Here is a 26,323-nt window from a genome sequence, read left to right as displayed (position 1 = left end):
TAGTATGTGGTCTTTTCCAGATTGTGCAGTGCCCATGCTTTTGCCTCCCCCCAACTGGCTACCCCCGGCCCCTCTCGAACCGCTCCATCTGGACTGGCTTGCAGTTGCCGGCATCGAGGTCGCGATCCTGCGCCTCGATCGCATCGACCCGCTGATCAGCGGCAACAAGTGGTTCAAACTCGTCGAACACCTCAAAGCCGCCGAGCGTGCCGGCGCCGAGGGCATCATCAGCCTCGGCGGTGCGCATTCCAATCACCTGCATGCGCTGGCGGCGGCGGGCAAGCGGCTGGGTTTCAAAACCGTGGGACTTCTGCGCGGGCACCCGCAGGACACGCCGACAGTGCGGGATCTGCAAGCGTTTGACATGCAGTTGCATTGGCTGGGTTACGCCGGCTATCGCGCGCGGCACGAAGCGGGATTCTGGACGCCATGGCAAGCGCAATATCCGACGCTGCGTGCAGTGCCCGAGGGCGGTGGTGGACTGGCCGGCGCACTGGGTTGCGCAGCGATCAGGCAGCAAGCCGAAGAGCAATTGGCCAAGCTGGGCTGGGATGATTTCGACGCCTGGTGGCTGGCCTGTGGCACCGGCACGACACTGGCCGGGCTGGCGCTCGCCGAGAAAGGCAAGCGCGCGGTGTACGGTGCTCTGGCGGTACCGGATGATCACGGCGTAGCGCCGAACATCGAGTCAATCCTCGCGCACGCCACCGAGCCTGCGGCGGACTATCAACTGATCGACGCCAGCCGTGGTGGTTTCGCCAAAGTTGACGAGGCGTTGCTGACCTTCATCGATCAGACCGAGCAAACCAGCGGCATCCCTTTGGAACCGCTGTACACCGGCAAGGCCTTGCTGGCGCTCAAGCAGCATGTCGAAGCAGGCGAATTTGCCATCGGCACGCGTCTGATCTTTATCCACACGGGGGGCTTGCAGGGGCGACGCGGATTTGCAATGACATAGCCGATGGACGCGATCAGTACATGCCAGCGTTTCGGCGTAATGATATTTGCAACACACAAAAGTCTTGTTTGTACGGTTTATTATTTCTGCTTATTTAAAGTTGTTGGTGTGCGTTGATCTGTGGGCGTAACTCTATGTTGCTTATATCTTGTAGGTTCTTTTGATTTGAATAGTTTGTTGTGCGTGATTATTGTTGGTTCGGCTCTTTAGTTTGTTATTAAAGATCATAATTATATTTGTAAATTTGAGTGTGAATATGAAAAGTCCGATCTCCAAGCCTCGCCCCACTACCACTACCACTACACCAAAGCCAGTGGCGCCGACCAAACCCGTAGCACCGACCAAACCAGTGGCACCGACCAAACCAGTAGCACCGACCAAACCAGTAGCACCGACCAAACCGGTAGCGCCGACCAAACCAGTAGCACCGACCAAACCAGTAGCACCAACCAAACCGGTAGCGCCGACCAAGCCAGTGGCGCCAACCAAGCCAGTAGCACCGACCAAACCAGTGGCGCCGACCAAACCGGTAGCGCCAACCAAACCAGTAGCGCCAACCAAACCAGTAGCGCCGGTCGATACCAAGCGTCCGCCAATGCCATGGCCGACCCTTAACATCAACATCGATCCGGTGGCCTTGATTACGCTGATTCAAACACTCGGTGCGACCGTCAATGTCGATGGTTCGACCACACTGCCTGACGGTAGCGTAGTTGACGTTGATAAGACTTCGATCAAGCGTCCCGACGGCATCATTCAATATGACGACGGCCGGGTAGAGTATCCGGACGGGCGAATCGTGTGGTCTGATAATACCGTTGAATATCCGGATGGCCGTATTGTCTGGGAAGATGGAACTGAACAGTTGCCTGACGGAAGTGTTAAACATCCCGATGGTAGTGCGTACGACGCAGAGGGCAATCTTGTTTCAGAGTAAGTAATAACCGGGCAATATATTTATTTAAGACAGTGCAAAAAAAACACCGCTGATTGTCATGGATCAGCGGTGTTCCGGTTATTGGCCTCAGGCGTTTTGCGGCATCTCACCGTTGGCCAGACGCTTGTTGATGTCGGCGATCACTTCCGGCAGATCGCTGATGGTGTCGATCATGTAATGCGGGCGCGAGCTTTCAAACAGCGCGTGGATGCGCTTGCGCTCGCTGGCCAGTTCGTCGCTGCCCAGCGCGCGGAAACCCTCATAATCCAGACCCAGCGCGTTGCCCGAGCAAATCAGCGCAACCGTCCACATGCCGGCCCGGCGACCTTCGAGAATGCCCGGCACGGTGTCGTCGATCTTCACGCACGCTGCAACATCGTCGATACCCAGAGCGATCACGTTGGCCAACGCTTGCGCCGGCCATGGACGACCGTTTGGCACTTCGTCGGTGGCGACCACGTGGTCGGCGACGTAGCCGTTGCTGGCGGCGAGTTCGACAACTTTGTCCATCACCGCTTTCGGGTAGCCGGAGCAGGAACCGATCTTGATCCCTTGCGCGCGCAGTTGGGCGATGGCGTCCAGCGCGCCGGGAATCAGTGCCGAGTGCTCGGCGATTTTCTCGATCTGCAACGGCATGAAGCGGTTGTAGATAGCGGTGACGTCATCGTCGGTCGGCGTGCGACCGAATACCTTGCGATAACGCTCGGCCACTTGCGGCTGATCGCAGAGGGTGCGGATGTGATCCCACTTGCCCATGCCCATCGGCCCACGGGCCTCTTCAATCGACACCTGCACATCGAACTCGGCGAAGGCTTCGACGAAGATCTGCGTCGGCGCGAACGAGCCGAAATCGACCACGGTACCGGCCCAGTCGAGGATCGCGGCTTGCAGCTTGCTTGGATTGGTGTAGTTCATGGCAATCAATTCCTGATTTGAAAATGAGATCAAAATGTGGGAGCGAGCCTGCTCGCGAAAGCGGTCTGACATCAGCGTATGTGTCGCCTGGGACGACGCTTTCGCGAGGAGGCTCGCTCCCACAGGGGATTTTTGGTGAGGCTCAGATGTCGAGCACTTCCATCTCGCGCAGCACTTCACCCACTGCTGCCACGGCCTGGCGCATTTCGTCCGGGGTGACGTGGCCGATGCAGCCGACGCGGAAAGTTTCGACCTGGGTCAGCTTGCCGGGGTAGAGGATGTAACCCTTGGCCTTGACCCGCTCATAGAAGTCCTTGAACTGGTAACGCGGATCCTGCGGGGCATGGAAAGTGGCGATGATCGGCGCCTGAATCGCCGCCGGCAGGAAGCTGCGCAAGCCGAGCTTGTTCATCTCTTCCATCAGCGCCTGACAGTTGGCGGCATAACGCGCATGCCGCGCCGGCAGACCGCCTTCTTCGCGGTATTGCAGCAACGCTTCGTGCAGCGCCGCGACCACATGGGTGGGCGGGGTGAAGCGCCATTGCCCGGTTTTCATCATGTAGGCGTGCTGGTCGTACAGGTCCATCGCCAGCGAGTGCGAGTTGCCAGCCGCGGCGGCCAGCGATTCCTTGCGGGCGAAGACAAAACCCATACCCGGTACGCCTTCCAGGCATTTGCCGGAGGCGGCGATCAGCGCGTCGAACGGTACTTTTTGCGCATCCACCGGCAACGCGCCGAATGAGCTCATGGCGTCGATGATCAGACGTTTGCCGTGTTGCGCGACGACCTCGGCGATTTCTGCCAGCGGATTGAGAATGCCGGTGCTGGTTTCGCAGTGGATCAGCGCCACGTGGGTGATGTCAGCGTCGGCGCGCAGCAAACGGTCGACGTCGGCGGCGGTGGTCGGTTCGTCTTCGGCGGTTTCGAAGGTGCTGAACGAGCGGCCGAGCACTTCGCAGATCTTCGCCAGCCGTTTGCCGTAAGCGCCGTTGATCAGCACGAGGATTTTGCCATCACGCGGTACCAACGTGCCGATCGCCGCTTCGACGGCGAACGTGCCGCTGCCCTGTAACGGTACGCAATGGTGGCTGGCGGCGCCGTTGAGGATGGCCAGCAATTGCTCGCACAGGCTGGCGGTCAGCTGGTTGAAGCGGTCATCCCACGAACCCCAGTCGACCATCATGGCCTGGCGGGTGCGGGCCGAAGTGGTCAACGGGCCGGGAGTGAGCAGAATCGGTGCGGCGGTACTCATTCGTGTGTCCTCGCGAAAACGCTGTGGGATGAAGCTACGGGGCCTACGTTGCAATTCGCCGCTGCATCAATCAAATTGTTTGTTGTTATGCCAGCCATCAGTGAGGGTTATCCATGAATCTGTTTCAGCTGCGCGCCTTCGATGCCGTGGCCCGCGAAGGCAGCTTCACCCGCGCGGCTGCGCGGTTGTTCATCAGCCAGCCGGCGGTCACCGGACACATCAAGGCACTGGAAGAGCGCTACCAGATCACCTTGCTGCGGCGCACCGCGCGACGGGTGGAACTGACCGAGGAGGGCACCAAACTGGCGGCGATCACCCGCGCCATGTTCGGTCTGGCGGAAGAAGCGCAGACGCTGCTCGAGGCCAATCGGCAATTGTTGACCGGGCGTCTGGAGGTGGCGGCGGATGGGCCGCACATGGTCATGCCGATGCTGGCAAACCTGCGCGCGCGCTATCCGGGGATCACCGTGAACCTGCGTCTGGGCAACGCGCAGGAAACCCTGGCGGCGCTGTTGTCGGAGCACGCCGATGTCGCGGTGCTGACCGAGGTCGAGCCGCGCAAGGGTCTGCATCTGCAAGCGCTGAGCGAATCGCGGATCTGCGCGTTGGTACCGGCGGGGCATCGCTGGGTGAATCGCTCCGCTGACGTGAAACTCAAGGAGCTGGACCAAGTGATCATGGTCCTGCGCGAGCCAAGTTCGATTACCCGGCGCACGTTTGACCAGGCGTGTATGCAGGCGTCGATTCAGCCGCGGGTGTTGCTGGAGCTGGACAGTCGCGAGGCGGTGACCGAAGCGGTCGCGGCCGAGTTGGGGGTCGGTGTGGTGTCATCGGTGGAGGTCAGTCATGACCCGCGCGTGGTGGCGATCCCGATTGCCGGGGAAGGGCTGATGAACCGGCACATGATTGGCTGCATGGAGCGCCGGCGCGAGTTGCGCTTGATTCAGGCGTTTTTTGATCTGGCGCCAGCCGCACCGTGATCGTTCCCACGCTCTGCGTGGGAACGCAGCCCGGGACGCTCTGCGTCCCATCCAACAGCCGAACGCGGAGCGTCCGTTGAGGCATTCCCACGCAGAGCGTGGGAACGATCAGGACTGCTCGCGAAGGGGCCAGTGCTGCTTACACAAGGCTCTCGCGAACCATATCGAGAAACGTCGCCACCACCCGCCGCGAACTCTGTTCGCGCAAACACACCAGGGTTTCGGTCAGGCGCCTCGTGCAATCGGTGATCGGCAACGCGCAGACCCGTGAGTCGGCGCCGAACTCCGCCGCTGAAACCACACCAACCCCGATCCCCACCACCACGGCTTCGCGCGCCGCTTCCCGGCCTTCAACCTGAATCGCCGGGCGGATGCGCAAACCTGCGCGGGCCATTTCCTCTTCCAGGGTCTGCCGGGTTACTGAACCGATCTCACGCAGCACCAGTGGCGTGTCATCCAGATCGGCCAGACAGATCGATTCGCGCGCGGCCCACGGATGATTGCGCGAAACGAACGCCACCATCGGATCGTTGCGCAACGGCACACACAGCAAGCGTTCATCGGTTACGTCGCGGCCGAGCAGCGCCAGATCGGCCTGATAGTTGAACAGGCGAAACAGCGATTCATCGGTATTGCCGGTCTCGATTTTCACGCTGATGCCCGGGTAGCGCTCGCAGAACCGCGCGATCTGCGGCAACACGTGGATCGGCGCGTCCACCGCGAGAATCAGGCTGCCGGTCTGCAGGGCCTGGGATTCCTGCAGCAATTCCTGCGCTTCGGCTTCGATCACGAACAGGCGCTGGGTGATCGCCAGCAGGCGCTCGCCGAGATCGGTCAGGCGTACGGAACGTTTATTGCGGTGAAACAGCAGCACGCCGAAGCGTTCTTCGAGTTTGCGTACCTGGTCGGAAATCGCCGGTTGCGTCAGATAAAGCCGCTCGGCGGCGCGGGTGAAGCTGCCATGGACGGCCACCGCGTGGAACGCTTTGAGTTGGGCGTGAGAGACAGACATGGTGGCTCCAGTAACAAGCTCAGCTTATTTGTGAAATACGATAAATCGATTTTATTTATTAAACAGTAATTGCTTTGATCGGCTCACGCCATCGCTGACTGCTCGGTCGAGCAGCGGCGCCGGCCCATGAGCCTGTGCGTGCAACAGCAGACTCATCTGACCGTTATCGCCGAAGGGAAGGGGCGGTATCGCAGTGCTCAACAATAAAAAACACAGGCGTTTTTCTTAACGATTCTGCCGGCACACTCACACCCTGAGGTCAGAACCACCATGAACAAGCACATCGGCACCCTGGCGCGTTGGCGCGTGCAGATCTTCGCTATTACCTGGCTCGCGTACGCCGCGTTCTACTTCACCCGCAAAGCATTTTCGGTGGCCAAACTGGGCATCGCCGAAGACCCTGATTTCACCCTCGACAAAATGGCCATGGCCAACCTCGACGCGATCTATCTGGCGGCGTATGCCCTCGGACAGTTCACCTGGGGCATGCTCGCCGATCGCTTTGGCCCGCGAGTTGTAGTGCTTGGCGGTTTGCTGATATCCGCCGCTGCGGCGCTGGTGATGGGCAGTTTCGCTACATTGCCGATCTTCGCCACGTGCATGTTGATTCAAGGTCTGGCGCAGTCCACTGGCTGGTCCGGGCTGTGTAAAAACCTTGGCAGCTTCTTCCCGTCAGAGCAGCGCGGGCGCGTGCTCGGCTTGTGGAGTTCCTGTTACGCGTTTGGTGGCCTGGTCGCCTCGCCGTTCGCCGGCTGGTGGGCCTACACGCTGGTCGGCACCTGGCACGCGGCATTCATTTCCAGCGCGGCGGTGGTCGCGGTGGTCGCCGTGCTGTTCTTTATCTTCCAGCGCAACAAACCGGAAGACGTCGGCTTGCCGGCGGTGGAGCCCGAGCCGGAACTGACCGCCGAAGAAACCGCAGCCAACAGCAAACTCAGCATGTGGGAGCCGTTGAAGGAAATCCTGCGCAACCGCACGGTGCTGGTGCTGGGCCTGGCGTATTTCCTGCTGAAACCGGCGCGCTACGCGATTCTGTTGTGGGGTCCGGTGATTGTTTTCGAGCAGATGCCCAGTGTCGGCAAGGTCGGCGCGGCGATCATTCCAACCGCGTTTGAACTGGCCGGATTGCTCGGGCCGATCATGATCGGCCTGGCCTCGGACAAACTCTTCGGCGCCCGACGCATGCCGGCCTGCGTGCTGAGTCTGTTGGCGCTGACCGTAACGCTGGCGCTGTTCATGGCTGCGCTGAACACCGGCAGCGTGTTGTTGGTCGTCGCGTTGCTGTTCGTCATGGGCCTGACGTTGTACGGCCCGGACTCGATGATCAGCGGTGCGGCCGCCATCGATTTCGGCAAGGCCAAGGCCGGCGCCACCGCCGCCGGTTTCGTCAACGGCTGCGGCTCCGTTGGCGCGGTGCTCGGCGGTTTGCTGCCGGGCTACTTCGACTCGGTGACGGTGTTTATCGTCTTCGCCGGATGCGCGCTGTTCTCGGCGCTGGTGCTGATTCCGCACTGGAACAGTCGGCCGGTCGGCGTGATGGAGCCGCGCGCGGCGATCCCCAACTGCCCGCTGAGCGTCAAACCGCTGCGTTCCTGAAACCCTTCGCCCCGTGGCCTGCTGCGCGGTGCGCGGCAGGCTGCGTCGTGGCTTTCTGACTGGAGATTTCCCATGCGACCGTTCTGGCTCGAGCAAGCCTTGCAGGCCGACCCATCCGAGCAGTGTCCACCGCTGCAAGGCGAGGTGCGCACGGATGTGTGCATCGTTGGCGGCGGCTACACCGGATTGTGGACGGCGATCATGCTCAAGCAGCAAAAACCGGAGCTGGAGGTGCTGCTGATCGAAGCAGACATCTGCGGTGCCGGCGCCAGTGGCCGCAATGGCGGCTGTGCGCTGTCGTGGTCGGCGAAATATTTCACCCTGGAACGCTTGTTCGGCGTCGACGAGGCGGTGCGTCTGGTCAAGGAATCCGAGCGCAGCATCCATGCGATCGGCGAGTTCTGCGAGCAGTACGGCGTCGATGCCGACTACCGCCTCGACGGCACGCTGTACACCGCGACCAATCGCGCCCAGGTCGGCGCAACTGACGCGGTGATCGCGGCGCTGGAGCGTAACGGCATCAACTCGTTCAGCCAGCGACCGCTCGCCGATGTGCAGCGCATGGCTGGTTCAGCAAAACACCTGGAGGGCTGGTTTTCCCCGGCGGCTGCCAGCGTGCAACCGGGCAAACTGGTGCGCGGTCTGCGCCGGGTGGCGCTGCAATTGGGCGTGAAAGTCCATGAAGGCACGGCGATGACTGGGCTGGAAGAGGGCCGCCCGGCACGCATCCATACGCCCGGCGGCAAGGTCATCGCCGACCGCGTGGTACTGGCGATGAATGCATGGATGGCCCGCGCGTTTCCTCAGTTCGAGCGCAGTGTGGCGATTGTTTCCAGTGACATGCTGATCACCGAACCGCGCCCGGACCTGCTGCAGCAAATCGGTTTGACCAGCGGCGTCAGCGTCCTCGATTCGCGGATTTTCGTGCATTACTACCACAACACCCCGGACGGCCGGATCATGCTCGGCAAGGGCGGCAACACCTTCGCCTATGGCGGGCGGATGCTGCCGGTGTTCGATCAGCCGTCGCCTTATGCCGGATTGCTCAAGCGCAGTCTCGCGGATTTTTTCCCGGCGTTCGCCGAGGTCAAAATCGACGCGACGTGGAACGGCCCGTCGGATCGTTCGGTGACCGGTTTGCCGTTCTTCGGCCAGATGAGCTCGGCGGGCAACGTGTTTTACGGCTTCGGTTATTCCGGCAGCGGCGTCGGCCCGTGTCACATGGGCGGGCAGATTCTCGCCGCGCTGGTGCAGGGCCTGGATAACCCGTGGACCCGTTCGCCGCTGGTCAACGGGCCGCTGGGTTATTTCCCGCCGGAACCGATCCGCTACCTCGGCTCGCTGATGGTGCGCAACGCCATTCGCCGCAAGGAGCGCGCCGAAGATCACGGGCACCGGCCTCGGCATCTGGACGTGCGCCTGGCCAGGTTCGCGGCGGCGGCGGGCAAGGCGGACAAAGGCTGAGGCGCCGATCAATGCTCGGCGCGGTGGCTCAGCCAGTCGAGCAACAGGCTGTCGCGCACGGGCTCTGATTCGCGCTCCGGCGGCTGGCGTGCGTGGCTGAGGCACAGGATCGGTCGGTCCGGATCGCTGTCGAGGAAACTCACCCACACTTCACTGCCGGCGCGCGGTAATTGATCGACCGCGACAGGGCCGCTGAACCGGCTCATGGCGATCGGCAGCCACAGGGCGTCGCTGGCGGATTTATCCTCAGCCGGCCACAGGCTTACAGCGAGGCAGCCGTTTTCGTCCACTTGCGCAGGTTGCCCAGGCGAACCCGCCACTTTTGCCAAGTGATAACCGGCAATATTCGGGCGAGTTTGTTTGAGTGGCGGACGGAAATCGGTCGACCAGGGCTGCGCAGTGAAGTCGTTGTGATAACGCTGAACGCTTGGCGCCGGATCAAGGATCGAAGGGTGCTGCCCGTGGTGGCGCACCGCGCTGATCAGCCATTGTTCATTGAAATGATGAATCGGGTGGTCGGCCACAAGCAGCAGTCGGCCACTGAGCAAATCGCTGCAATCACTGCGCCCGTGAATGGAGCGCAACTGGCAGCGTTGGCGTTGCAGATGACGTCGACTGCGTTGTTCGGCGTGCAGACGTTCCGGCGATCGCGCGGGCATCGGCAACTCGGTCGAGACCTCGTTGGCGGCTTCGGCATTGCCGGTTGGCTGACCGCGATTGCGCACCGCATGCAGCATCGGTACAGGCGCCGCGCGATGCTGTTGATAGAGCGCGCTGACGCAGGGCGACGGTGGTTGCTCATCAGCATTGAAAGGGATTTCAACCGGTTCCTGCGGCAGGCTCAGGCTGTCGTCAGCGAACACCACGACGTGTCCGTCCGGCCCATGTTCGAAGTGATAGTGGATGCCTTCTTCTTCGCATAGCCGCTGCACCAGTGCCAGATCGCTTTCTTCGTACTGAATGCAAAACGCCCTTGCAGGGTAGTGACCGACGCTCATTTCAATGCGGTAGCTGTGCGCTGGCAGGGCATGTTCTTCGAGCAGTTGTTGAATGATCTGCGGCACACTCAGGTGAGTAAACACGCGGCGCTTATGCGTTTGCGCCAGTTGTTGCAGATGCGGCACCAGAATCAGTCGATAGCCGACCCGATGCGTCCCGCGATGTTCGCAGCTGGCGCTGGAAATGACGCCGTGGAATCCGTGCTGCTCACTGAGCCGCAAAAAGGCTGGCCTGTGCAGGAAGGATCCCGGGACGATGGCCGGGGCCAGTCCGAGCAGTTCGATGTCGAAACGGTAAGGCTGGTTCAGCGCTTCCTCGCCGCGAAAACGCACCACCGGCAGGCGCAATCCGCTGTCGGTCAGCGTAAGGGTGAAGGGACTTTCCTTGTCATTGAGCATTCGAGCAGGCCCTGTCAGGCGATACGGGGTTTCAAGGGTACGAAACCGTCGGGCTGAATGGTCATGTCAAAGGCGCTTTTCAGAATCCCCCTACATGCTTTGGTGAAGATGTCGATTCCGTCGGCTGTTTTTTTGGTCGATTGCCGACTTTAGGCCGTATAAACTTGCCGCCACGCGTCGGCCAATAGATGTCTCGGCGCCACAGATCAAGAGAGTGAGTAATGGGCGCACAGTGGAAGGTTAAACACAAAGAAGCGGCAGCCAACGCCAAAGGGAAGATCTTCGGCAAACTGGTGAAGGAAATCACCATTGCTGCACGCAACGGTGCCGATACCGCCACCAACGCACACCTGCGTCTGGTGGTCGAACAGGCGAAAAAAGCCTCGATGCCAAAAGAAACCCTCGATCGCGCGATCAAAAAGGGCGCCGGTCTGCTGGGTGAAACCGTGCAATACCATCGCGTGACCTACGAAGGCTTCGCCCCGCATCAGGTACCGCTGATCGTTGAATGCGTCACCGACAACATCAACCGCACCGTCGCGGAAATTCGTGTGGCGTTCCGCAAGGGCCAGTTGGGCGCTTCCGGTTCGGTGGCGTGGATGTTCAACCACGTCGGCATGATCGAAGCCTCGCCGGACAGCCCGGAAGCCGATCCGGAAATGGCTGCGATCGAAGCCGGTGCCCAGGATTTCGAGCCGGGTGAAGAGGGCGCGACGCTGTTCCTCACCGACCCGACCGACCTCGACGCTGTGCAGAAAGCCCTGCCCGAACAAGGTTTCACCGTGCTCTCGGCCAAGCTCGGTTACCAGCCGAAGAACCCGGTCAGCGGCTTGAGCGACGAGCAGATGGCTGAAGTCGAAGCGTTCCTCGAAGGCCTCGACAACCATGATGACGTGCAGGACATGTTTGTTGGTCTGGCTGGCTGATCTGTCGCGCCAGGAATGACCTCTTCGCGAGCAGGCTGGCTCCCACATTTGCAATGCATTCCAATGTGGGAGCGAGCCGGCTGGCGAATGACCGCGCAGCGGTCACAGATTCTCCAGCACCTCGATTACTTCACTGAAACCCGGCCGCCCCAGCACATCGGCCTGACAGCAGCGTCGTTCCAGCGCCTCCAGGTGCGCGCGCCGCTCCGTACTCAATCCTGAGTCGACACGCTCCAGCAACTCCCCCAACAACACACCGAACGCACGGACTTCCAGGCGCTGCAATGCGCGCGTCTGCACATCATCGCGGGTGGCATGAAACGACGCCGCGCCGAAATCCCCCAGCAGACAATCGCCCTGATCGTTCAACAGAATGTTGTGGCCATACAGATCGCCGTGGGTAATGCCTTGGTGGTGCAGGTGCTCGGCCGCTGAGGCGATGCCTTTGGCGACGCGCAGGGCAACCTCGGCGGAGAACCGGCAACCTTCGGCATAAACATCCCGCGAGCACGAGTCCAGGCTGGGCAAACCGGCGAGATTGCCGAAGCTCGGATCAATCAGTTGCATCACCAGCCCCTGCTGTTGATCGGGATGGCCGCTGATGCGCCCTTCGACGCGGATCAGGTTCGGGTGCAGGCCTGCGGTGATGCAGGCGTTCATCTCATGCAACGGCGAACCGTCGCTGGTCATCTCGCCTTTGTACAGCTTCACCGCAACCGCGTGCGCCGTGCCGTCGTCACGCTGCCAGACCGCCCGGGAAATCACCCCGGAAGCGCCTTCGCCCAGTTGCTGTTCAAGGCGCAGCGCCGACCAGTCGATCAGCGGCGTGGCCTCAAGTGCAGCGGCATCGGCTTCGGTCTCCAGCGGATTGCCGGCGTAGGCCAGCCAGGTCAGGCTCGGCAAGGTCAGCAACCACTGCGGCAGTTCGCTGAGTTGATTGGCAGCGATGCGGAGCAATTCCAGCCGATGGCAGTGGCGCAGGGAGTCTGGCAGCGATTGCAGGCGATTGCCGGCGAGCATGAGCTTCTGCAAAGCGCGGCGTTCGCCCAGTTCCTTCGGCAGGCTCTCGATGCGGTTATCGGTGAGGATCAGCCAGCGCAGCTGCGGCGGCAGAGCGTCACCAGGGACATTGACGATGCGGTTGGCCTTGAAGCCGACCATGGTCAGCGCGGTGCACTGGCCGAGGCAGGCCGGCAGCTCGGTGAACTGGTTGTCGGAGCAGAACAGCACGCGCAGGCGGGTCAGGCGATGCAGGTCATCGGGCAGGCTGCTCAGCGCGTTGCCGCTGAGGTTGAGCACTTCCAGCGTGTCGGCCAGTTGGAATATTTCGCGGGGGAATTCGGTCAGCCCGCAGGACAGGTCGAGGCGGGTAATGCCTGACAGCTCGCCGGCGCGCAGTTGAGCAAGGGTGTGCATGTCTGGTTTCGCTATTGATCGGTGGAGCGACGCGGGGGCGCTGGAATGGGCGACATGATAGCGGTAAAGCGGATGCTGAACGGATTTTGAGTTGTCCCGGGACCTTGTGGGAGCGAGCCTGCTCGCGAAAGCGGTGTATCAGTTAAATGAACCCTGACTGACATACCGCTTTCGCGAGCAGGCTCGCTCCCACAGGGCTCGCTCTCACAGGGTGGGGTGTCAGTTGGGTTCGTGAATTTCCTGCAACTGACCCAACCGGCTGCGCGTGCGCGCCAGGTCAATGGCGTGACCTTCCAGGCTCTGGCCCAGCGGCAGTTGGCCGAGCAGGGTCAGGTGCTTGTCCTGATCGTAGAGCACGTCGATCAGATTGATGAAGCGCTGTTGCACGGCGATCGGACACTCGCCGAGCGGCGGCAGGTCATCGATGATCCACTGGTCGAAACGCTGGCACAGTTGCAGATAATCCATCACTGCCGTTGGCTGTTCACACAGATCGTTGAAGGTGAACGCGACTCGCCGGCCTTGGCAAAAACGGGCCTGAAGCTGGCGCTTGCCAACCTCGAGGGCAAGGGCAGGCGCGTCGGCTGGTGGCAGGTCCAGGGCCTGGCGCTGGGCTGTTGTAGCCGGCCAGACGTAATGCCCTTGGGTAAACACTTGATGCGAATGCTGGCGGTTCAGCGTGCGGTAGTCGTGGTCGCCGCCGACTTCCATCACCTGCATGCGCGTGTTGATCAGCTCGATCACCGGTTTGAAGCGTGCGTGATACAGCGGGTTGGGCAGCAGGCCTTCCGGCGCGTAGTTGGAGGTTACCAGCAACATGATCCGCCGTTTGAACAGGGCCTTGAACAGCCGCGTGATCAGCATCGCGTCGCCGATGTCGTGCACATGAAATTCGTCGAAACACAGCACCTGGCAATCTTCCAGCAACTCATCCAGGGTGATTTCCAGCGCGTCTTCCTGCAGGCGGTGACGGAACATGCCGTCGTGCAGCCGGGCAAAAAACTGATGGAAGTGCAGGCGACGTTTGCGCGTGATCGGCAGCGCCTGGAAAAAACCGTCGAGCAACCAGCTCTTGCCGCGCCCGACGGCTCCGTACAGGTACAGACTCGGCGGTGTGTGGCCGCTGTCGCCCAGCAGTACGCTGGCCTGCTGCGCCATGCAGTCGATGACGTGCTGCTGGCTGTGGCTGAGGGTGTAGCCCTGGCTTTTGGCCTTGTCGCGGAAGTAATCGCGGATGGTCGCGGCATGAGCATCGTGCCCGGCGCTGACGGGCAGGCTTTTGCCGAACAGGCGGCGCAACAACGGCCAGCGTTGGCTCAGTCGTGATCGTTTCGGCGTTCGGGCGGGCACGCGGGAAAGGCTCCTGGTTGATCGGGCGGGCTCCACCGGGAGCGCGGTGGCCCAAGTGTAACCAGAGCTCAGGGGCTGGCTCCATGAAATATGTGCACGGTCCCCTGTAGGAGCTGACGAGTGCAACGAGGCTGCGATCTTTTGATCCTGGGTTGCCGCGAACAGATCGCAGCCTCGTTGCACTCGTCAGCTCCTACAAGGGGCGGATTTCAGAACGGTGGCGATTGCTTGAGCAACTCTGCTGCCGGCGAGTCGGTCGGGCTGACCACCGCATAGTTGTAACCCGGCCCTGACCAGTAATCGGCCTGCAGATCGCCATCGCTGCGCGAACCGCGCGGCAGCAGGGTGTTTTTCGGCCCCGGTGGACGCAGGTAGAAACTGACCTTGTGACCGCTGCCATCCTCATACATCACCATTGCCGCCGCGCCTTCATCGGTGCTGAGCAAACGCCCGCTGACCGGCTCGAATCCGGCAGCTTTCAAGTCCGGCAAGCGCCCGGCGCCGCTGAAGTAGCGGTCGAGCCAACGCTGCATGTCGCCGTCGCTGTCGACCTTGTAATCGGCGGGCAGTACGCCTTGCTGGGCGATCAGGCGATAGGCTTGCAACGCGTCAGTCATCGGCAATTGCGCAGGGCGCACCAAGGTCATTTCCCGTGCCTGCCAGCCACTGAAACCACCAATGCTCACGGCAATCAGCAGCACCGCCGCGCTGGCCAGGTGCCGACGGGACTGCTGGCGGCGGCGCTGGCGAATCATCATCGGGTCAAGCGCCGGATTGGCCGATTGCTGCAACGCGCCACTCAGCGCTGCGCGCAGCTGCTGGGCGTCGCGTTGCCAGGCGCGAACCTGCGCCGCTTCTTCAGGGTGGCTGGCCAGCCAGGTTTCGAGCACGCGCCGATCGGCGTCGCTGAGCTGGTGGTCGATGTAGGCGTGCAAATCACGTTCGCTGGGAGGCAGGCTGATCATTTGAGTATCCGCAAGGAAGGGCTGCTGATTTCGCCGTCGCTGAGTTGGCGCAAGGCCTGGCGGGCGCGGGACAGGCGCGACATCACGGTGCCGATCGGGGCGCCGAGGATCTCGGCGACCTCTTTATAGGACAGGCCTTCCACCGAGACCATCAGCAGCAAAGCGCGCTGTTCGGTGGGCAGGCGTTCGAAGGCTTGCAGGGTCGATTGGGCAATCACCGTGCGTTCCACCGACGGCTCGGCATCGTCGCGACCGGTGAAAAATTCCAGCATCCGCGCATAGCGCCGCGAACGACGGTGCGCATCGAGAAATTGCCGATAGAGGATTGCAAACAGCCAGGCGCGCAAGTCGCCATCGGCGCGTTTTTCGCCCCACGCCGACAGCGCCCGCTCGAGGCTGGCCTGGACCAGATCGTCAGCGCTGCTGCTGTTGCGCGTCAACGACACGGCGAAGCGGCGCAATCTGGGAATGATTTCTCTCAACTGTTCGTCGAATTCGCTCATGAATGTCTGCTGGTCGCTACGCTGTGGACTAGGAAGACGCCCGTCAGCGCAGGTTATTCCCCGCGCGCAAAAATAAATACCGCACCGTGGAATAAACCCGGACGGGGTGCGTCTTGCTGACTCTTTCCACTTGTGGCCGATGGCCTGGAGATATTCATGGTTGATCGCTCGTCCCCAAACGCTGCACCGCCCGGCAGGCCGCCGCGCCAGCCACTGAGCGCCGCGAGCCTGGTTTTACGTCTGGGCGGCATTGCCGTGATTGTCGCTGCCGTGGCCGGGGCGTTTGCCTACGTGCATGGCAACCTTGACCCACAACGATTGACGCCAAAAGCGTTGGTCGATGTGCTGGAAAAGAACAACGGCGTGCATCCCGGCTTTCGTCGCAATCACGCCAAGGGTGTCTGCGTGATCGGCCATTTCGAAAGCAGCGGCGAGGCGCGCGCGTTCTCCACCGCGCAAGTGTTCAACCAGCCGCAGACGCCGGTGGAGGGGCGTTTCGCCTTGCCGGCAGGCAATCCTTATGCGCCGGACAGCGCCGTACCGATCCGCAGCCTGGCGCTGCGTTTCACCCAGGCGAATGGCCAGCAATGGCGCACCGGGATGAACAGCATGCCGGTGTTCCCGGTGGGCACGCCCGAAGCGTTCTACCAATTGCAGCAGGCGCAGTCGCCGGATCCAGCCACCGGCAAGCCAGACCCGACGAAGGTGCCGGCGTTTTTTGCCGCACATCCGGAAGCCGTGCCGTTTCTGACGTGGGTGAAGACCGCCAAGCCTTCGGCCAGCTACGCCACCGAAACCTATAACAGCATCAATGCGTTCTATCTGGTCGATGGCAACGGTAAAAAACAGGCCGTACGCTGGAGCATGACGCCGCTGGCGCAGGACGCGGCGGGTGCCACGGCTCCTGAAGGCGCGGACTTTCTCGAGAAGGATCTGGTGCAACGCCTGGCCGCCGCACCCTTGCGCTTTCAGTTGAACATCACCCTGGCCAACGCCGGTGACCCGGTGAACGATGCCAGCAAGACCTGGCCCGCAGATCGCAAAGTGTTGAACGCCGGAACCCTGGTGCTGGTGAAGACCCAGCCGCAACTCAGTGGCGAGTGCCGTGACATCAACTACGACCCGCTGGTGCTGCCGGCCGGGATTCAAGGCTCGGAAGATCCACTGCTGGCCGCGCGTTCTGCCGGCTATGCCGATTCCTACCTGCGTCGCACCAGCGAAGTCAGCCAGTTGCCCGCCGCCAAACAGGAGGCTCGTCCATGAACAAGCAACCGACGCATTTCGTTTTGCTGGCGCGCCTGCTGCACTGGCTGATGGCGCTGATGATCATCGCCATGCTGTTTATCGGCGCGGGCATGGTCACTTCGGTGTCGTCTCGCCATGAATGGCTGATACATCTGCACAAGCCACTGGGCATCGCGATTCTGGCGCTGGTGATCGTGCGCCTGCTGGTGCGCTTCACCACGCGTCAACCGCCGCTGCCGGATGATCTGCCGGGCTGGCAGGTGCTCGCAGCCAAGGCTTCCCACGTCTTGTTGTATGCGTTGATGCTGGTGTTGCCGTTGCTCGGCTGGGCGATGATCAGTGCCTCGGGCGAGCCAGTGATGCTGACGTCGTCGCTGCATCTGCCGTCGATTGTGCCGGCCGATGCGCAACTGTTTGCATTGCTGCGCAAGTCCCATGGCTATCTGGCGTATCTGCTGTTTCTGACGGTGTTGCTGCACCTGGCGGCGGCGCTGTTCCATGGCTGGGTGCGGCGTGACGAAGTGCTCGACAGCATGTTGCGCGGGCGCGATCGCGGCTGACCGGTTAAAGCAAAAGATCGCAGGCCGGCTGCGATCTTTTGTTGTTGCAGGGGAGGGGATCAGCGCAGGGTGTCGACCATGTCGGCGAAGGTGGTCAGCACATCCTTGCCCAATTGCTTGGAACGTTTGCCCGACCAGCCGGTGATCTTGTCCGGGTGGTCGTCGTGGTCCTTGAATGGCATCTCCAGGGTCAGCGACAGGCAGTCATATTTCTGCCCGACGCTGTTGCAGGCCAGCGTCATGTTGGCCTGTCCCGGTTCGTCGCGGGTATAGCCATAGGTGGTCTGGAAGTCTTTGGTGGTGTGCTTCAAGTGGCTGCGGAAATGCTCTTCAAGCTTTTCGATGCGCGGCGTAAAACCAGGATTGCCTTCACAGCCGGCGGTGAAAACGTGAGGTATGGTTTCGTCGCCGTGTACGTCGATAAACGCATCGACGCCATACTTTTGCATCTGCTGCTGAACGAATAGCACTTCCGGGCTGATGTCCTGGCTGGCGTTCTGCCAGGCCCGGTTCAAGTCCTGCCCCATGGCGTTGGTGCGCAGGTGGCCGTGGAACGCGCCGTCCGGGTTCATGTTCGGCACCAGATAAAGATCGGCGCTGGCCAACAGTTTGTTCAATACCGGATCGTCCTGTCGTTCCAGACGCTCGATCACACCTTCCATGAACCATTCAGCCATGTGCTCGCCCGGATGCTGCTGGGCGATGATCCAGATCTTGCGCTGGCCTTCGGCGCCACTGCCTTTGCGCAGCAGCTGAATGTCGCGGCCCTCGACACTTTTGCCGGTCGCCAGCAATTCGGTGCCAGCCTTGCTCAGCGCTTGCTCGATCAACCAATCGTGGCGGCCGCGGCTGTAGGGTTCGAAGTAGGCGAACCAGGCGTGGGTCTGTTCGGCTTCGAGGCAGAAGCGCAGGCTGTCGCCTTCGAAGCTGGTGGGGATGCGGAACCAGTTGACGTGATCATACGAAGCCACCGCTTGATAGCCCGGCCAGCCTTTGCTGTAGGTCGATTGGCTGGCGTTGACCAGGCGGAACCAGTGTTCCTGATGCACATGCAGGCCGCTGGCCTTGAAGTGGAACCACTGAAAATGAGCGCTGCGGGTGTCCGGGCGGATGGCCAGGACGGGACTGAGCGGGTTGCTGATATCGATGACTTGGATATTGCCGCTGTCGAAATTGGCGCTGATGTCGAACGAAGATTTGGCCACGGTCATGGTCGGTTCCTGAGCAGGATTTTTATGACCGGTACTCTACACGCAGGCAGGGCTGAAACCGAGGGGAATTGCGGGTGTAGCGGGGGGCGTCTTCCGTGACGCGCCAGCAGCTTAGAGGCTATGCGATTGATTCTCAAGTGCTGATTGCCATTAGTTTCGCCCAATGTGGCTGGGCTCGGCTTGCCAATCAATATTCTTTTGATATTATCCGCGCCATCGAATTTGCAGCACCCAAAGACTTCATTAGCCTGAAGACACAAGCCCGAAAAACGGGCAAAAAAAGACCCGGCAAAAAGCCGGGTCAAAAACCGTGATTAGCCTGATGAGGAGATAGTCCAGAAGACCGACCTAAGGTCTCTGGTCCATCGACTGATCTCGCGACCAGCTGCTTGCAATAATAATCATTATCATTTGCAAGTCAAATGTTTTTATCTGCGCGATGGGAAAATTCTTTCCTGTCCGCCCGTACCTTGTCCGCCGTGACTTCGTCGTTGTCGATCGAATGGTCGACCATCGCCCGCGCCATATCCACCATGTGCACCACCGAAAAGGCCAGATCGCGACTGGTGCCTTGCAGGTTTTCTGCGGCCTTGAACGCGGTGGCGGCTGCACATCGCAACAAGTCCGAGGCGTGCACCAGTGCTTCCTCGCCGCTGAGATGGTTTTTGACATTGAAAAAACGTTCGTCCGTCTCGGATTTCGAAACAGTCGGTTTCAAGTAATAGTCCAGTGCGCGCTGTGCGGCGGCATTGCCTTGAGGGGAGGTGAAGCTGGTGTCGATTTGCAGATCGGGCAGGTCTTTGCTGCTGATGTTCATCATGAAACGTCACTCCATGTTCGATTGAAAGTCCGTTCCCCTAGGATAGTACTGCCTGTATTTGTGACTAGGATTTAAATACTACAATATGTGTTTTGCCGGTCGAAGACGTCCGCGTAAGGTGCGGCACATGGATAAATGGATTGAGTTGGTCAAGGCCAAGATGAGTGAACTCAAAGTCACTCAAACAGAGCTCGGAGAGCGCGTCGGCATGTCCCAGGGCGGGATCGGTCATTGGCTGAACAAGCGTCGCGAACCCGGTGTTACCGAAATGAACCGCGTGCTCAAGGCGCTGGGAATGGACTTCCTTGAAGTCGTTCTGGTGATCCGCGAACCGCAGCCGACGCCGGAAGAGGAGATGCCGCTGGCGCAGAAGTACAACCCGTACTTCCGTTATCCGGTCTGCGATTGGCGTGCACCGTGCGAAGTGCGTGACACTGCGGCGAGCTATCCCGGAGCATCAGCGAAGCAGCGCTTCGAACTGACGGATTACCACGCTCGCGGCGGTGCGGCGTTCTGGCTGACGGTGACGGGGGATTCGATGACCGCGCCGAGCGGGCAGAGCGTTGCCGAGGGCATGCTGATTCTGGTCGATCCGGAGTTGGAGGCAGTGCCTGGCAAACTGGTGATCGCCCAGTGGCCGGACAGCGAAGAAGCAATTTTCCGCAAGCTCGACGAACAGGCCGGCCAGCGTTACCTGGTGCCGCTCAATCCGACCTGGCCGAAAACCCTGCTCACCGATGAATGCCGGATCATCGGCGTGGTGGTTCAGGCAACGGCGCGTTACTGAACGGATCGATCCTCGCGCAAGGCCAGGATCGACCCTTTTATTTCATCCCTCTTCCAGTTCAACCAACGCGCTGCCTTCACTGACCATATCGCCTTCATGGCAGTACAGCGCTTTGATCACACCGGCCTGCGGCGCGCGGATGCTGTGTTCCATCTTCATGGCTTCAAGCACCACCAGTTGCGCCCCGGCCTCAACCGACTGTCCCGTTTCGACCAGCACGCGTACGATGCTGCCGTTCATTGGCGCGGTCAGACCGCCCTGATGGCTGTGGCTGGCCTCGACGGCGCTGATCGGATCGAACGCCTCGATGCGCCGCAATTCGCCGTCCCATTCCAGATACAACGCGCCACCCTGACGAATCGCCCGCAATGTGCGGCGCACGCCGTCATGCTCGACGGTCAGCGCTTCGCCCAGCAGTGTCGCAGAGGCCGCAGAGCCCAAAGTCAGCGCGCGATCCTGTCCCTCGCAACTCAAATGCAAGGTGATTTGCGCCGGCAAACCTGCGCGCAAACCACTACCGCAAGACCAGGGCGAGGCGGGATCATCCGCCCGAGCACGCTGCGGCAGACTCTGCGCAAACGCCTGCGCCGCCGCCTGCCAGAACTCATCGCTCAACGTGCCTGGTGCTGGCAGCAATTGCTCCTGATAGCGCGGAATGAACCCGGTATCCAGCTCTGCCGCCGCAAACGCCGGATGCGCGATGATCCGGCGCAGGAAATTGATGTTGGTCTTCAGCCCGCCAATCGCAAACTCGTCGAGCATGCTCAACAGACGCAAGCGTGCCTGTTCGCGATCTTCACCCCAGGCAATCAGCTTGCCGAGCATCGGGTCGTAGAACGGCGAAATCTCGTCACCTTCCTCAACGCCGCTGTCCACCCGCCGCCCCGCGCCCTGTGCCGATTCGCGATACAAGTCCAGATGCCCGGTGGCCGGCAGGAAGTCATTCGCCGGATCCTCGGCATACAAACGCACTTCGATCGCATGACCATTGAGCGGCACCTGCGCCTGAGTGATCGGCAGCGTTTCCCCACGGGCGACGCGAATCTGCCAGGCGACCAGATCCAGCCCGGTGATTGCTTCGGTCACCGGGTGCTCGACCTGCAGCCGCGTGTTCATCTCCATGAAGAAAAACTCGCCGCGCGCATCCAGCAAAAACTCCACGGTACCGGCGCCGACATAACCGATCGCCTGCGCCGAACGCACAGCCGCTTCGCCCATTGCCCGGCGCAATTCGGGCGTCAGACCCGGCGCCGGGGCTTCTTCGACGACTTTCTGGTGACGACGCTGGATCGAACAATCGCGCTCGTTGAGATACAGGCAGTTGCCGTGCTGATCGGCGAACACCTGAATCTCCACGTGACGTGGCTTGAGCAAATACTTTTCCACCAGCATCCGCGAATCGCCAAACGACGATTGCGCTTCGCGCTGCGCCGAGGCGAGGGCTTCAGCCAGTTGGCTGACATCCTCGACGACTTTCATGCCTTTACCACCGCCGCCGGCCGTAGCCTTGAGCAGCACCGGATAACCGATGCGTTCGCAGGCTTCGCGGAAGGTGTCGAGGTCCTGCGCCTCGCCGTGATAGCCCGGCACCAAAGGCACACCGGCCTTTTCCATCAAGGCTTTGGCGGCGGATTTGCTGCCCATCGCGTCGATGGCCGAGGCGGGCGGGCCGAGGAAGATCAGCCCGGCGGCTTCGATGGCGCGGGCGAATCCAGCATTCTCCGAGAGAAAACCGTAGCCGGGATGAATCGCCTGGGCACCGCTGGCCTTGGCGGCGGCGATCAATTTATCGATTTGCAGATAACTCTCGGCAGCCTTGCTGCCGCCCAGATCGACGCGGATATCGGCTTCACGGCTGTGGCGCGCATCGCGGTCGGTGGCGCTGTGCACAGCGACGGTAGTCAGGCCCAAGGCCTTGGCGGTGCGCATCACGCGGCAGGCGATTTCGCCGCGGTTGGCCACCAGCAGGGTGGTAATCACAGGTGCGCTCATCAACGCGACTCCTTGGTGGATGCGGCTTGCCAGTTCGGTGGGCGTTTTTGCAGGAAGGCGCGCAAGCCTTCCTGGCCTTCGGCGCTGACGCGAATCCGCGCGATGGCATTTTCCGTGTAGCGGCGCAGGGCCGGGGTCAGCGCGCCGTTGCCGACTTCGCGCAGCAAGTCCTTGCTGGCGCGCATCGCGGCCGGGCTGTTGAGCAACAGGTTGTCGATCCACTGTTCGACCTGTTGCTCCAGTTCAGCCGCAGGATAGCTTTCGGCGAGCAAGCCGATCTCCCGCGCCCGCTGCCCGCTGAAGCGCTCGGCCGTCAGCGCATAGCGCCGCGCCGCACGCTCACCGATCGCCTGCACCACGAACGGGCTGATTACCGCTGGGGCCAGGCCGATGCGTACTTCCGACAGGCAGAACTGCGCGTCATCGGCGCCGATCGCCATGTCACAGCAACTGATCAAGCCCAGCGCGCCACCAAACGCCGCGCCCTGAACCACAGCCAGAGTGGGGATTTTCAGTTTGGCGAGGTTGTACATCAGCTCGGCCAGCTCGCGGGCGTCATCGAGGTTGGTGTGGTAATCGAGTTCCGCCGATTGCTGCATCCAGGCCAGGTCGGCACCGGCACTGAAATGCTTGCCACGCCCGCGCAGCAGCAGGAAACGCAGGCTCGAATCGCTGGCCACCTTGTCGAGGGCGAGGATCAGTTCGCGGATCATCTCGGCGTTGAACGCGTTGTTTTTCTCGGCGCGGTTGAGCCACAGCGTCGCGAAACCGCGTGGGTCGTTTTGCAGTTCGAGGGTATTGAAGTCGCTCATATTCATCCGTCTCCACGGTTCTTGTGGGAGCGAGCCTGCTCGCGAAAGCGGGGTATCAGTCGATCTATCCGCTGCCTGACAGAGCGCATTCGCGAGCAGGCTCGCTCCCACAAAAAAACATCACATCCGGAACACGCCGAAGCGGCTCGGTTCGATTGGCGCGTTCAGCGACGCGGACAGGGCCAGGGCCAGTACATCGCGGGTCTGCGCCGGGTCGATGACGCCGTCGTCCCACAGCCGCGCGCTGGAGTAGTAGGGATGACCCTGTTCTTCGTACTGATCGAGAATCGGCTGCTTGATCTCGGTCTCCTGCTCGGCGCTGAACGCCTGACCGCTGCGTTCGGCCTGTTCGCGCTTGACCTGCACCAGCACACCGGCGGCCTGTTCGGCGCCCATCACGCCAATCCGCGCGTTCGGCCACATCCACAAGAAACGCGGATCGTAAGCGCGCCCGCACATGCCGTAGTTGCCGGCACCGAAGCTGCCGCCGATGATCACGGTGAATTTCGGCACCTTGGCGCAGGCCACTGCGGTCACCAGTTTCGCGCCGTGTTTGGCGATGCCGCCGGCCTCGTATTTCTGGCCGACCATGAAACCGGTGATGTTCTGCAGAAACAGCAGCGGAATGCCGCGCTGGCAGGCCAGTTCGATGAAGTGCGCGCCTTTCTGCGCAGCTTCGGCGAAGAGGATGCCGTTGTTCGCCAGAATCGCGATCGGATAGCCGTGCAAGTGAGCGAAACCGCAGACCAGCGTGGTGCCGAAGAGGGCTTTGAATTCATCGAACACCGAGCCGTCGACCAGCCGCGCAATCACTTCGCGCACATCGAATGGCTGCTTGGCGTCAGCCGGAACCACGCCGTACAACTCGTCGCTGGCGTACAGCGGCGCGATCGGCGTGCGTTGCTGCACCTCGCCGAGCTTGCGCCAGTTGAGGTTGGCGACGCTGCGGCGGGCGAGGGCGAGGGCGTGTTCGTCGTTCTCGGCGTAATGGTCGGCCACGCCGGAGGTCTTGCAGTGCACATCGGCGCCGCCCAGATCTTCGGCACTGACCACTTCGCCGGTCGCGGCTTTCACCAGCGGCGGGCCGGCGAGGAAAATCGTCGCCTGGTTGCGCACCATGATCGCCTCGTCCGCCATCGCCGGCACATACGCGCCGCCAGCGGTGCACGAGCCCATGACCACAGCGATCTGCGGGATGCCCATGGCGCTCATGTTGGCCTGATTGAAAAAGATCCGCCCGAAATGCTCGCGATCCGGAAACACTTCGTCCTGACGCGGCAGGTTGGCGCCACCGGAATCCACCAGATAAATGCACGGCAGGCGATTCTGCTGGGCGATGGTCTGCGCGCGCAGATGTTTTTTCACGGTTAGCGGGTAATACGAGCCACCTTTCACCGTCGCATCGTTGGCGACGATCATGCACTCGACGCCTTCAATGCGACCGATCCCGGCGATCACCCCGGCAGCCGGCACGTCTTCGCCGTAAACCGCATGGGCGGCGAGTTGGCTGATTTCGAGAAACGGCGAGCCGGGGTCGAGCAAGCGATTGATGCGCTCGCGCGGCAGTAATTTACCCCGCGAGGTGTGGCGTTCCTGCGCTTTGACACCGCCACCCTGCGCCACTTGGGCGAGGAGGGTGTGCAGCGCGTCGACCTGTTTGAGCATCGCCGCACTGTTGGCGGCGAACTCCGCTGAACGCGGGTTGAGCTGAGTGTGCAGAATCATGGGGCTTACTCCGTAAGCAGCTTCTAGCTACAAGCGGCAAGCTGCAAGTTGGGGCAAGAGCGTGGTTCTCTTGCAGCTTGTCGCTTGCGGCTTGCAGCTGACGAAATTCATTTCGTCTCGTTGAACAATTCGCGGCCGATCAGCATGCGGCGGATTTCGCTGGTGCCTGCGCCGATTTCGTAGAGCTTGGCGTCGCGCAGCAGGCGGCCGGCGGGGAATTCGTTGATGTAGCCGTTACCGCCGAGAATCTGGATCGCGTCGAGGGCCATTTGCGTGGCGCGTTCGGCGGTGTAGAGGATCACCCCGGCAGCGTCCTTGCGGGTGGTTTCGCCGCGCTCGCAAGCCTGGGCCACCGCGTACAGATAGGCGCGGCTGGCATTGAGCTGGGTGTACATGTCGGCGACTTTGCCCTGGATCAGCTGGAATTCGCCGATGCTCTGGCCGAACTGCTTGCGGTCGTGGATGTACGGCACGATCAGGTCCATGCACGACTGCATGATCCCGGTCGGGCCGCCCGAGAGCACCACGCGTTCGTAATCGAGGCCGCTCATCAGTACTTTCACGCCACCGTTGAGCACGCCGAGGATGTTCTCCTCCGGCACTTCGACGTCATCGAAAAACAACTCGCAGGTGTTGGAGCCACGCATGCCGAGCTTGTCGAACTTGTTGCTGCGGCTGAAGCCTTTCCAGTCACGCTCGACGATGAATGCAGTAATGCCGTGCGGGCCTTTTTCCAGATCGGTCTTGGCGTAGATCACGTAGGTATTGGCGTCAGGGCCGTTGGTGATCCAGGTTTTGCTGCCGTTGAGGACGAAGCGATCGCCGCGTTTGTCGGCGCGCAGCTTCATCGAGACCACGTCGGAACCGGCGTTGGGCTCGCTCATCGCCAGGGCGCCGACGTGCTCGCCGCTGATCAGCTTCGGCAGGTATTTGGTTTTCTGTTCGTGGTTGCCGTTGCGGTTGATCTGGTTGACGCAAAGGTTGGAGTGCGCGCCATAGGACAACGCCACCGACGCCGAGCCACGGCTGATTTCTTCCATCGCCACCACATGCGCGAGGTAACCCAGACCTGCGCCGCCGTACTCCTCCGGCACGGTGATGCCGAGCAGGCCCATGTCACCGAATTTGCGCCACATGTCGGCGGGGAACAGGTTGTCGTGGTCGATCTGCGCGGCACGCGGGGCGATCTGATCGGCGACGAAGGACTGCACCTGATCGCGCAGCATGTCGATGGTTTCACCGAGGGCGAAATTCAGGGATGGATAGCTCATGAGGCACCTTTTGGCTTTTTTATCGGGTGGAGCGCACGACGAATCGGCGTTCAGCTTTACGTTAACGTAAAGCTTCCGGAGTTCGACTGTCAATCGGCTTTACGTAAGCGTCAACTTGGGCGAGAGTAGGGACAGTTCAGGATCAGATATCGGTTTGTTTCTGGTGGGAGCGAGCCTGCTCGCGAAAGCGCTGTATCAGTCGCCCTCAAGGCTGAATGACGCAGCGTAT

25 protein-coding genes are annotated in these 26,323 nt (G+C 61.4%); 10 read left to right on the top strand and 15 right to left on the bottom strand.

The genetic code is table 11. The features are described 5' to 3' along the window. The first annotated feature begins 34 nt into the window (after window positions 1-34). Entirely contained in the window at window positions 35-958 is a 924-nt protein-coding gene (locus FEE99_RS21745; protein WP_041477141.1) for a 1-aminocyclopropane-1-carboxylate deaminase/D-cysteine desulfhydrase, read from the top strand. A gap of 141 nt (window positions 959-1,099) precedes the next feature. On the opposite strand, the gene FEE99_RS21740 is transcribed toward FEE99_RS21745, so the two are convergent. Then, window positions 1,100-1,543, bottom strand: coding sequence for a collagen-like protein (locus tag FEE99_RS21740; protein WP_218186496.1), 444 nt, complete (start codon window positions 1,541-1,543; stop codon window positions 1,100-1,102). 10 nt (window positions 1,544-1,553) lie between these two features. Between FEE99_RS21740 and FEE99_RS21735 the strand changes: the two genes are divergently transcribed. Further along, window positions 1,554-1,895 (top strand): hypothetical protein, encoded by a 342-nt coding sequence (locus FEE99_RS21735; protein WP_143498023.1) that lies wholly within the window; start codon window positions 1,554-1,556, stop codon window positions 1,893-1,895. 87 nt (window positions 1,896-1,982) lie between these two features. On the opposite strand, the gene phnX is transcribed toward FEE99_RS21735, so the two are convergent. Together phnX and FEE99_RS21725 are read right to left on the bottom strand one after the other, a co-directional pair. Continuing rightward, entirely contained in the window at window positions 1,983-2,810 is an 828-nt protein-coding gene (gene phnX, locus FEE99_RS21730) for a phosphonoacetaldehyde hydrolase (RefSeq protein WP_041477139.1), read from the bottom strand. 142 nt (window positions 2,811-2,952) lie between these two features. Beyond that, window positions 2,953-4,062: a 2-aminoethylphosphonate--pyruvate transaminase gene (locus FEE99_RS21725; protein ID WP_041477138.1), complete on the bottom strand. Its 1,110-nt coding sequence runs from the start codon at window positions 4,060-4,062 to the stop codon at window positions 2,953-2,955. 113 nt (window positions 4,063-4,175) lie between these two features. Here FEE99_RS21725 and FEE99_RS21720 point away from each other — a divergent pair, with 113 nt between their 5' ends. Then, the gene (locus FEE99_RS21720; protein WP_041477136.1) at window positions 4,176-5,042 is read left to right on the top strand and encodes a LysR substrate-binding domain-containing protein; all 867 of its coding nucleotides are present in this window, start codon (window positions 4,176-4,178) and stop codon (window positions 5,040-5,042) included. Between the two features lie 139 nt (window positions 5,043-5,181). On the opposite strand, the gene FEE99_RS21715 is transcribed toward FEE99_RS21720, so the two are convergent. After that, complete coding sequence (locus tag FEE99_RS21715; protein WP_041477135.1) at window positions 5,182-6,054, bottom strand: LysR family transcriptional regulator; 873 nt, start codon at window positions 6,052-6,054, stop codon at window positions 5,182-5,184. Between the two features lie 270 nt (window positions 6,055-6,324). On the opposite strand from FEE99_RS21715, the gene FEE99_RS21710 reads away from it, so the two are divergent. Continuing rightward, window positions 6,325-7,650, top strand: a complete 1,326-nt coding sequence (locus FEE99_RS21710; RefSeq protein WP_041477133.1) for an MFS transporter — start codon at window positions 6,325-6,327, stop codon at window positions 7,648-7,650. A gap of 72 nt (window positions 7,651-7,722) precedes the next feature. Continuing rightward, window positions 7,723-9,114 (top strand): FAD-dependent oxidoreductase, encoded by a 1,392-nt coding sequence (locus tag FEE99_RS21705; protein WP_041477132.1) that lies wholly within the window; start codon window positions 7,723-7,725, stop codon window positions 9,112-9,114. An 8-nt stretch (window positions 9,115-9,122) separates the two neighbouring features. Here the strand turns inward: FEE99_RS21705 and FEE99_RS21700 are convergent, their stop codons facing one another. After that, window positions 9,123-10,511 carry a type VI secretion system Vgr family protein gene (locus FEE99_RS21700; protein WP_041477130.1) on the bottom strand — a complete coding sequence of 463 codons (1,389 nt, stop codon included), beginning with the start codon at window positions 10,509-10,511 and terminating at the stop codon, window positions 9,123-9,125. A 221-nt stretch (window positions 10,512-10,732) separates the two neighbouring features. On the opposite strand from FEE99_RS21700, the gene FEE99_RS21695 reads away from it, so the two are divergent. Beyond that, the gene (locus tag FEE99_RS21695) at window positions 10,733-11,437 is read left to right on the top strand and encodes a YebC/PmpR family DNA-binding transcriptional regulator (protein ID WP_041477129.1); all 705 of its coding nucleotides are present in this window, start codon (window positions 10,733-10,735) and stop codon (window positions 11,435-11,437) included. Window positions 11,438-11,539: 102 nt separating this feature from the next. Here FEE99_RS21695 and FEE99_RS21690 read toward each other — a convergent pair whose 3' ends face one another. From FEE99_RS21690 to FEE99_RS21675, 4 genes are all read right to left on the bottom strand, one after another. Further along, window positions 11,540-12,853 carry a leucine-rich repeat-containing protein kinase family protein gene (locus FEE99_RS21690; RefSeq protein ID WP_041477128.1) on the bottom strand — a complete coding sequence of 438 codons (1,314 nt, stop codon included), beginning with the start codon at window positions 12,851-12,853 and terminating at the stop codon, window positions 11,540-11,542. A gap of 219 nt (window positions 12,854-13,072) precedes the next feature. Continuing rightward, entirely contained in the window at window positions 13,073-14,203 is a 1,131-nt protein-coding gene (zapE, locus tag FEE99_RS21685) for a cell division protein ZapE (protein WP_041477127.1), read from the bottom strand. Between the two features lie 209 nt (window positions 14,204-14,412). Next, the gene (locus FEE99_RS21680; RefSeq protein WP_041477126.1) at window positions 14,413-15,168 is read right to left on the bottom strand and encodes an anti-sigma factor; all 756 of its coding nucleotides are present in this window, start codon (window positions 15,166-15,168) and stop codon (window positions 14,413-14,415) included. Beyond that, window positions 15,165-15,671 carry a sigma-70 family RNA polymerase sigma factor gene (locus tag FEE99_RS21675; protein WP_041477125.1) on the bottom strand — a complete coding sequence of 169 codons (507 nt, stop codon included), beginning with the start codon at window positions 15,669-15,671 and terminating at the stop codon, window positions 15,165-15,167. The genes FEE99_RS21680 and FEE99_RS21675 overlap by 4 nt, the downstream gene beginning before the upstream one ends. A gap of 156 nt (window positions 15,672-15,827) precedes the next feature. Here FEE99_RS21675 and FEE99_RS21670 point away from each other — a divergent pair, with 156 nt between their 5' ends. Together FEE99_RS21670 and FEE99_RS21665 are read left to right on the top strand one after the other, a co-directional pair. Beyond that, window positions 15,828-16,934, top strand: coding sequence for a catalase family peroxidase (locus tag FEE99_RS21670; protein WP_041477124.1), 1,107 nt, complete (start codon window positions 15,828-15,830; stop codon window positions 16,932-16,934). Beyond that, entirely contained in the window at window positions 16,931-17,476 is a 546-nt protein-coding gene (locus FEE99_RS21665; RefSeq protein WP_041477122.1) for a cytochrome b, read from the top strand. Before FEE99_RS21670 ends, FEE99_RS21665 begins: the two co-directional genes overlap by 4 nt. 59 nt (window positions 17,477-17,535) lie before the next feature. Here the strand turns inward: FEE99_RS21665 and FEE99_RS21660 are convergent, their stop codons facing one another. Next, entirely contained in the window at window positions 17,536-18,687 is a 1,152-nt protein-coding gene (locus FEE99_RS21660) for a M14 family metallopeptidase (RefSeq protein ID WP_041477120.1), read from the bottom strand. A gap of 95 nt (window positions 18,688-18,782) precedes the next feature. Here FEE99_RS21660 and FEE99_RS21655 point away from each other — a divergent pair, with 95 nt between their 5' ends. Then, on the top strand, window positions 18,783-19,001 hold the full coding sequence (locus tag FEE99_RS21655) for a hypothetical protein (RefSeq protein ID WP_143979101.1): 219 nt from the start codon (window positions 18,783-18,785) through the stop codon (window positions 18,999-19,001). Window positions 19,002-19,105: 104 nt separating this feature from the next. Here the strand turns inward: FEE99_RS21655 and FEE99_RS21650 are convergent, their stop codons facing one another. Beyond that, window positions 19,106-19,504 carry a DUF6124 family protein gene (locus FEE99_RS21650; protein WP_041477380.1) on the bottom strand — a complete coding sequence of 133 codons (399 nt, stop codon included), beginning with the start codon at window positions 19,502-19,504 and terminating at the stop codon, window positions 19,106-19,108. A gap of 130 nt (window positions 19,505-19,634) precedes the next feature. On the opposite strand from FEE99_RS21650, the gene FEE99_RS21645 reads away from it, so the two are divergent. Beyond that, entirely contained in the window at window positions 19,635-20,294 is a 660-nt protein-coding gene (locus FEE99_RS21645; RefSeq protein WP_041477119.1) for a LexA family protein, read from the top strand. Window positions 20,295-20,336: 42 nt separating this feature from the next. Here the strand turns inward: FEE99_RS21645 and FEE99_RS21640 are convergent, their stop codons facing one another. From FEE99_RS21640 to FEE99_RS21625, 4 genes are all read right to left on the bottom strand, one after another. Next, complete coding sequence (locus FEE99_RS21640; RefSeq protein WP_041477117.1) at window positions 20,337-22,286, bottom strand: acetyl/propionyl/methylcrotonyl-CoA carboxylase subunit alpha; 1,950 nt, start codon at window positions 22,284-22,286, stop codon at window positions 20,337-20,339. Next, window positions 22,286-23,098, bottom strand: a complete 813-nt coding sequence (locus FEE99_RS21635) for a gamma-carboxygeranoyl-CoA hydratase (protein ID WP_041477116.1) — start codon at window positions 23,096-23,098, stop codon at window positions 22,286-22,288. The genes FEE99_RS21640 and FEE99_RS21635 overlap by 1 nt, the downstream gene beginning before the upstream one ends. A 120-nt stretch (window positions 23,099-23,218) precedes the next feature. Further along, the gene (locus FEE99_RS21630; protein WP_041477115.1) at window positions 23,219-24,823 is read right to left on the bottom strand and encodes a carboxyl transferase domain-containing protein; all 1,605 of its coding nucleotides are present in this window, start codon (window positions 24,821-24,823) and stop codon (window positions 23,219-23,221) included. A 107-nt stretch (window positions 24,824-24,930) separates the two neighbouring features. Continuing rightward, complete coding sequence (locus FEE99_RS21625; RefSeq protein WP_024013438.1) at window positions 24,931-26,094, bottom strand: isovaleryl-CoA dehydrogenase; 1,164 nt, start codon at window positions 26,092-26,094, stop codon at window positions 24,931-24,933. Between the last annotated feature and the right edge of the window lie 229 nt (window positions 26,095-26,323).

It is taken from the genome of Pseudomonas sp. ef1 (assembly GCF_007293365.2).
GTDB lineage: Bacteria > Pseudomonadota > Gammaproteobacteria > Pseudomonadales > Pseudomonadaceae > Aquipseudomonas > Aquipseudomonas siliginis.
Note: the sequence above shows the minus strand (reverse complement) of the source record. Positions and strands in the feature narration are given on the sequence as shown.

Excerpts from the sequence above, each read along its gene's own strand:
- FEE99_RS21650 (WP_041477380.1), bottom strand. The coding sequence starts at position 19,504 with ATGAACATCAGCAGCAAAGACCTGCCCGATCTGCAAATCGACACCAGC.
- FEE99_RS21700 (WP_041477130.1), bottom strand. The coding sequence starts at position 10,511 with ATGCTCAATGACAAGGAAAGTCCCTTCACCCTTACGCTGACCGACAGC.
- FEE99_RS21745 (WP_041477141.1), top strand. The coding sequence starts at position 35 with ATGCTTTTGCCTCCCCCCAACTGGCTACCCCCGGCCCCTCTCGAACCG.
- FEE99_RS21690 (WP_041477128.1), bottom strand. The coding sequence starts at position 12,853 with ATGCACACCCTTGCTCAACTGCGCGCCGGCGAGCTGTCAGGCATTACC.
- FEE99_RS21625 (WP_024013438.1), bottom strand. The coding sequence starts at position 26,094 with ATGAGCTATCCATCCCTGAATTTCGCCCTCGGTGAAACCATCGACATG.
- FEE99_RS21695 (WP_041477129.1), top strand. The coding sequence starts at position 10,733 with ATGGGCGCACAGTGGAAGGTTAAACACAAAGAAGCGGCAGCCAACGCC.
- FEE99_RS21680 (WP_041477126.1), bottom strand. The coding sequence starts at position 15,168 with ATGATCAGCCTGCCTCCCAGCGAACGTGATTTGCACGCCTACATCGAC.
- FEE99_RS21705 (WP_041477132.1), top strand. The coding sequence starts at position 7,723 with ATGCGACCGTTCTGGCTCGAGCAAGCCTTGCAGGCCGACCCATCCGAG.
- FEE99_RS21720 (WP_041477136.1), top strand. The coding sequence starts at position 4,176 with ATGAATCTGTTTCAGCTGCGCGCCTTCGATGCCGTGGCCCGCGAAGGC.
- FEE99_RS21675 (WP_041477125.1), bottom strand. The coding sequence starts at position 15,671 with ATGAGCGAATTCGACGAACAGTTGAGAGAAATCATTCCCAGATTGCGC.
- phnX (WP_041477139.1), bottom strand. The coding sequence starts at position 2,810 with ATGAACTACACCAATCCAAGCAAGCTGCAAGCCGCGATCCTCGACTGG.
- FEE99_RS21735 (WP_143498023.1), top strand. The coding sequence starts at position 1,554 with ATGCCATGGCCGACCCTTAACATCAACATCGATCCGGTGGCCTTGATT.
- FEE99_RS21635 (WP_041477116.1), bottom strand. The coding sequence starts at position 23,098 with ATGAGCGACTTCAATACCCTCGAACTGCAAAACGACCCACGCGGTTTC.
- FEE99_RS21665 (WP_041477122.1), top strand. The coding sequence starts at position 16,931 with ATGAACAAGCAACCGACGCATTTCGTTTTGCTGGCGCGCCTGCTGCAC.
- FEE99_RS21715 (WP_041477135.1), bottom strand. The coding sequence starts at position 6,054 with ATGTCTGTCTCTCACGCCCAACTCAAAGCGTTCCACGCGGTGGCCGTC.
- FEE99_RS21725 (WP_041477138.1), bottom strand. The coding sequence starts at position 4,062 with ATGAGTACCGCCGCACCGATTCTGCTCACTCCCGGCCCGTTGACCACT.
- FEE99_RS21640 (WP_041477117.1), bottom strand. The coding sequence starts at position 22,286 with ATGAGCGCACCTGTGATTACCACCCTGCTGGTGGCCAACCGCGGCGAA.
- FEE99_RS21670 (WP_041477124.1), top strand. The coding sequence starts at position 15,828 with ATGGTTGATCGCTCGTCCCCAAACGCTGCACCGCCCGGCAGGCCGCCG.
- FEE99_RS21710 (WP_041477133.1), top strand. The coding sequence starts at position 6,325 with ATGAACAAGCACATCGGCACCCTGGCGCGTTGGCGCGTGCAGATCTTC.
- FEE99_RS21645 (WP_041477119.1), top strand. The coding sequence starts at position 19,635 with ATGGATAAATGGATTGAGTTGGTCAAGGCCAAGATGAGTGAACTCAAA.
- FEE99_RS21660 (WP_041477120.1), bottom strand. The coding sequence starts at position 18,687 with ATGACCGTGGCCAAATCTTCGTTCGACATCAGCGCCAATTTCGACAGC.
- FEE99_RS21630 (WP_041477115.1), bottom strand. The coding sequence starts at position 24,823 with ATGATTCTGCACACTCAGCTCAACCCGCGTTCAGCGGAGTTCGCCGCC.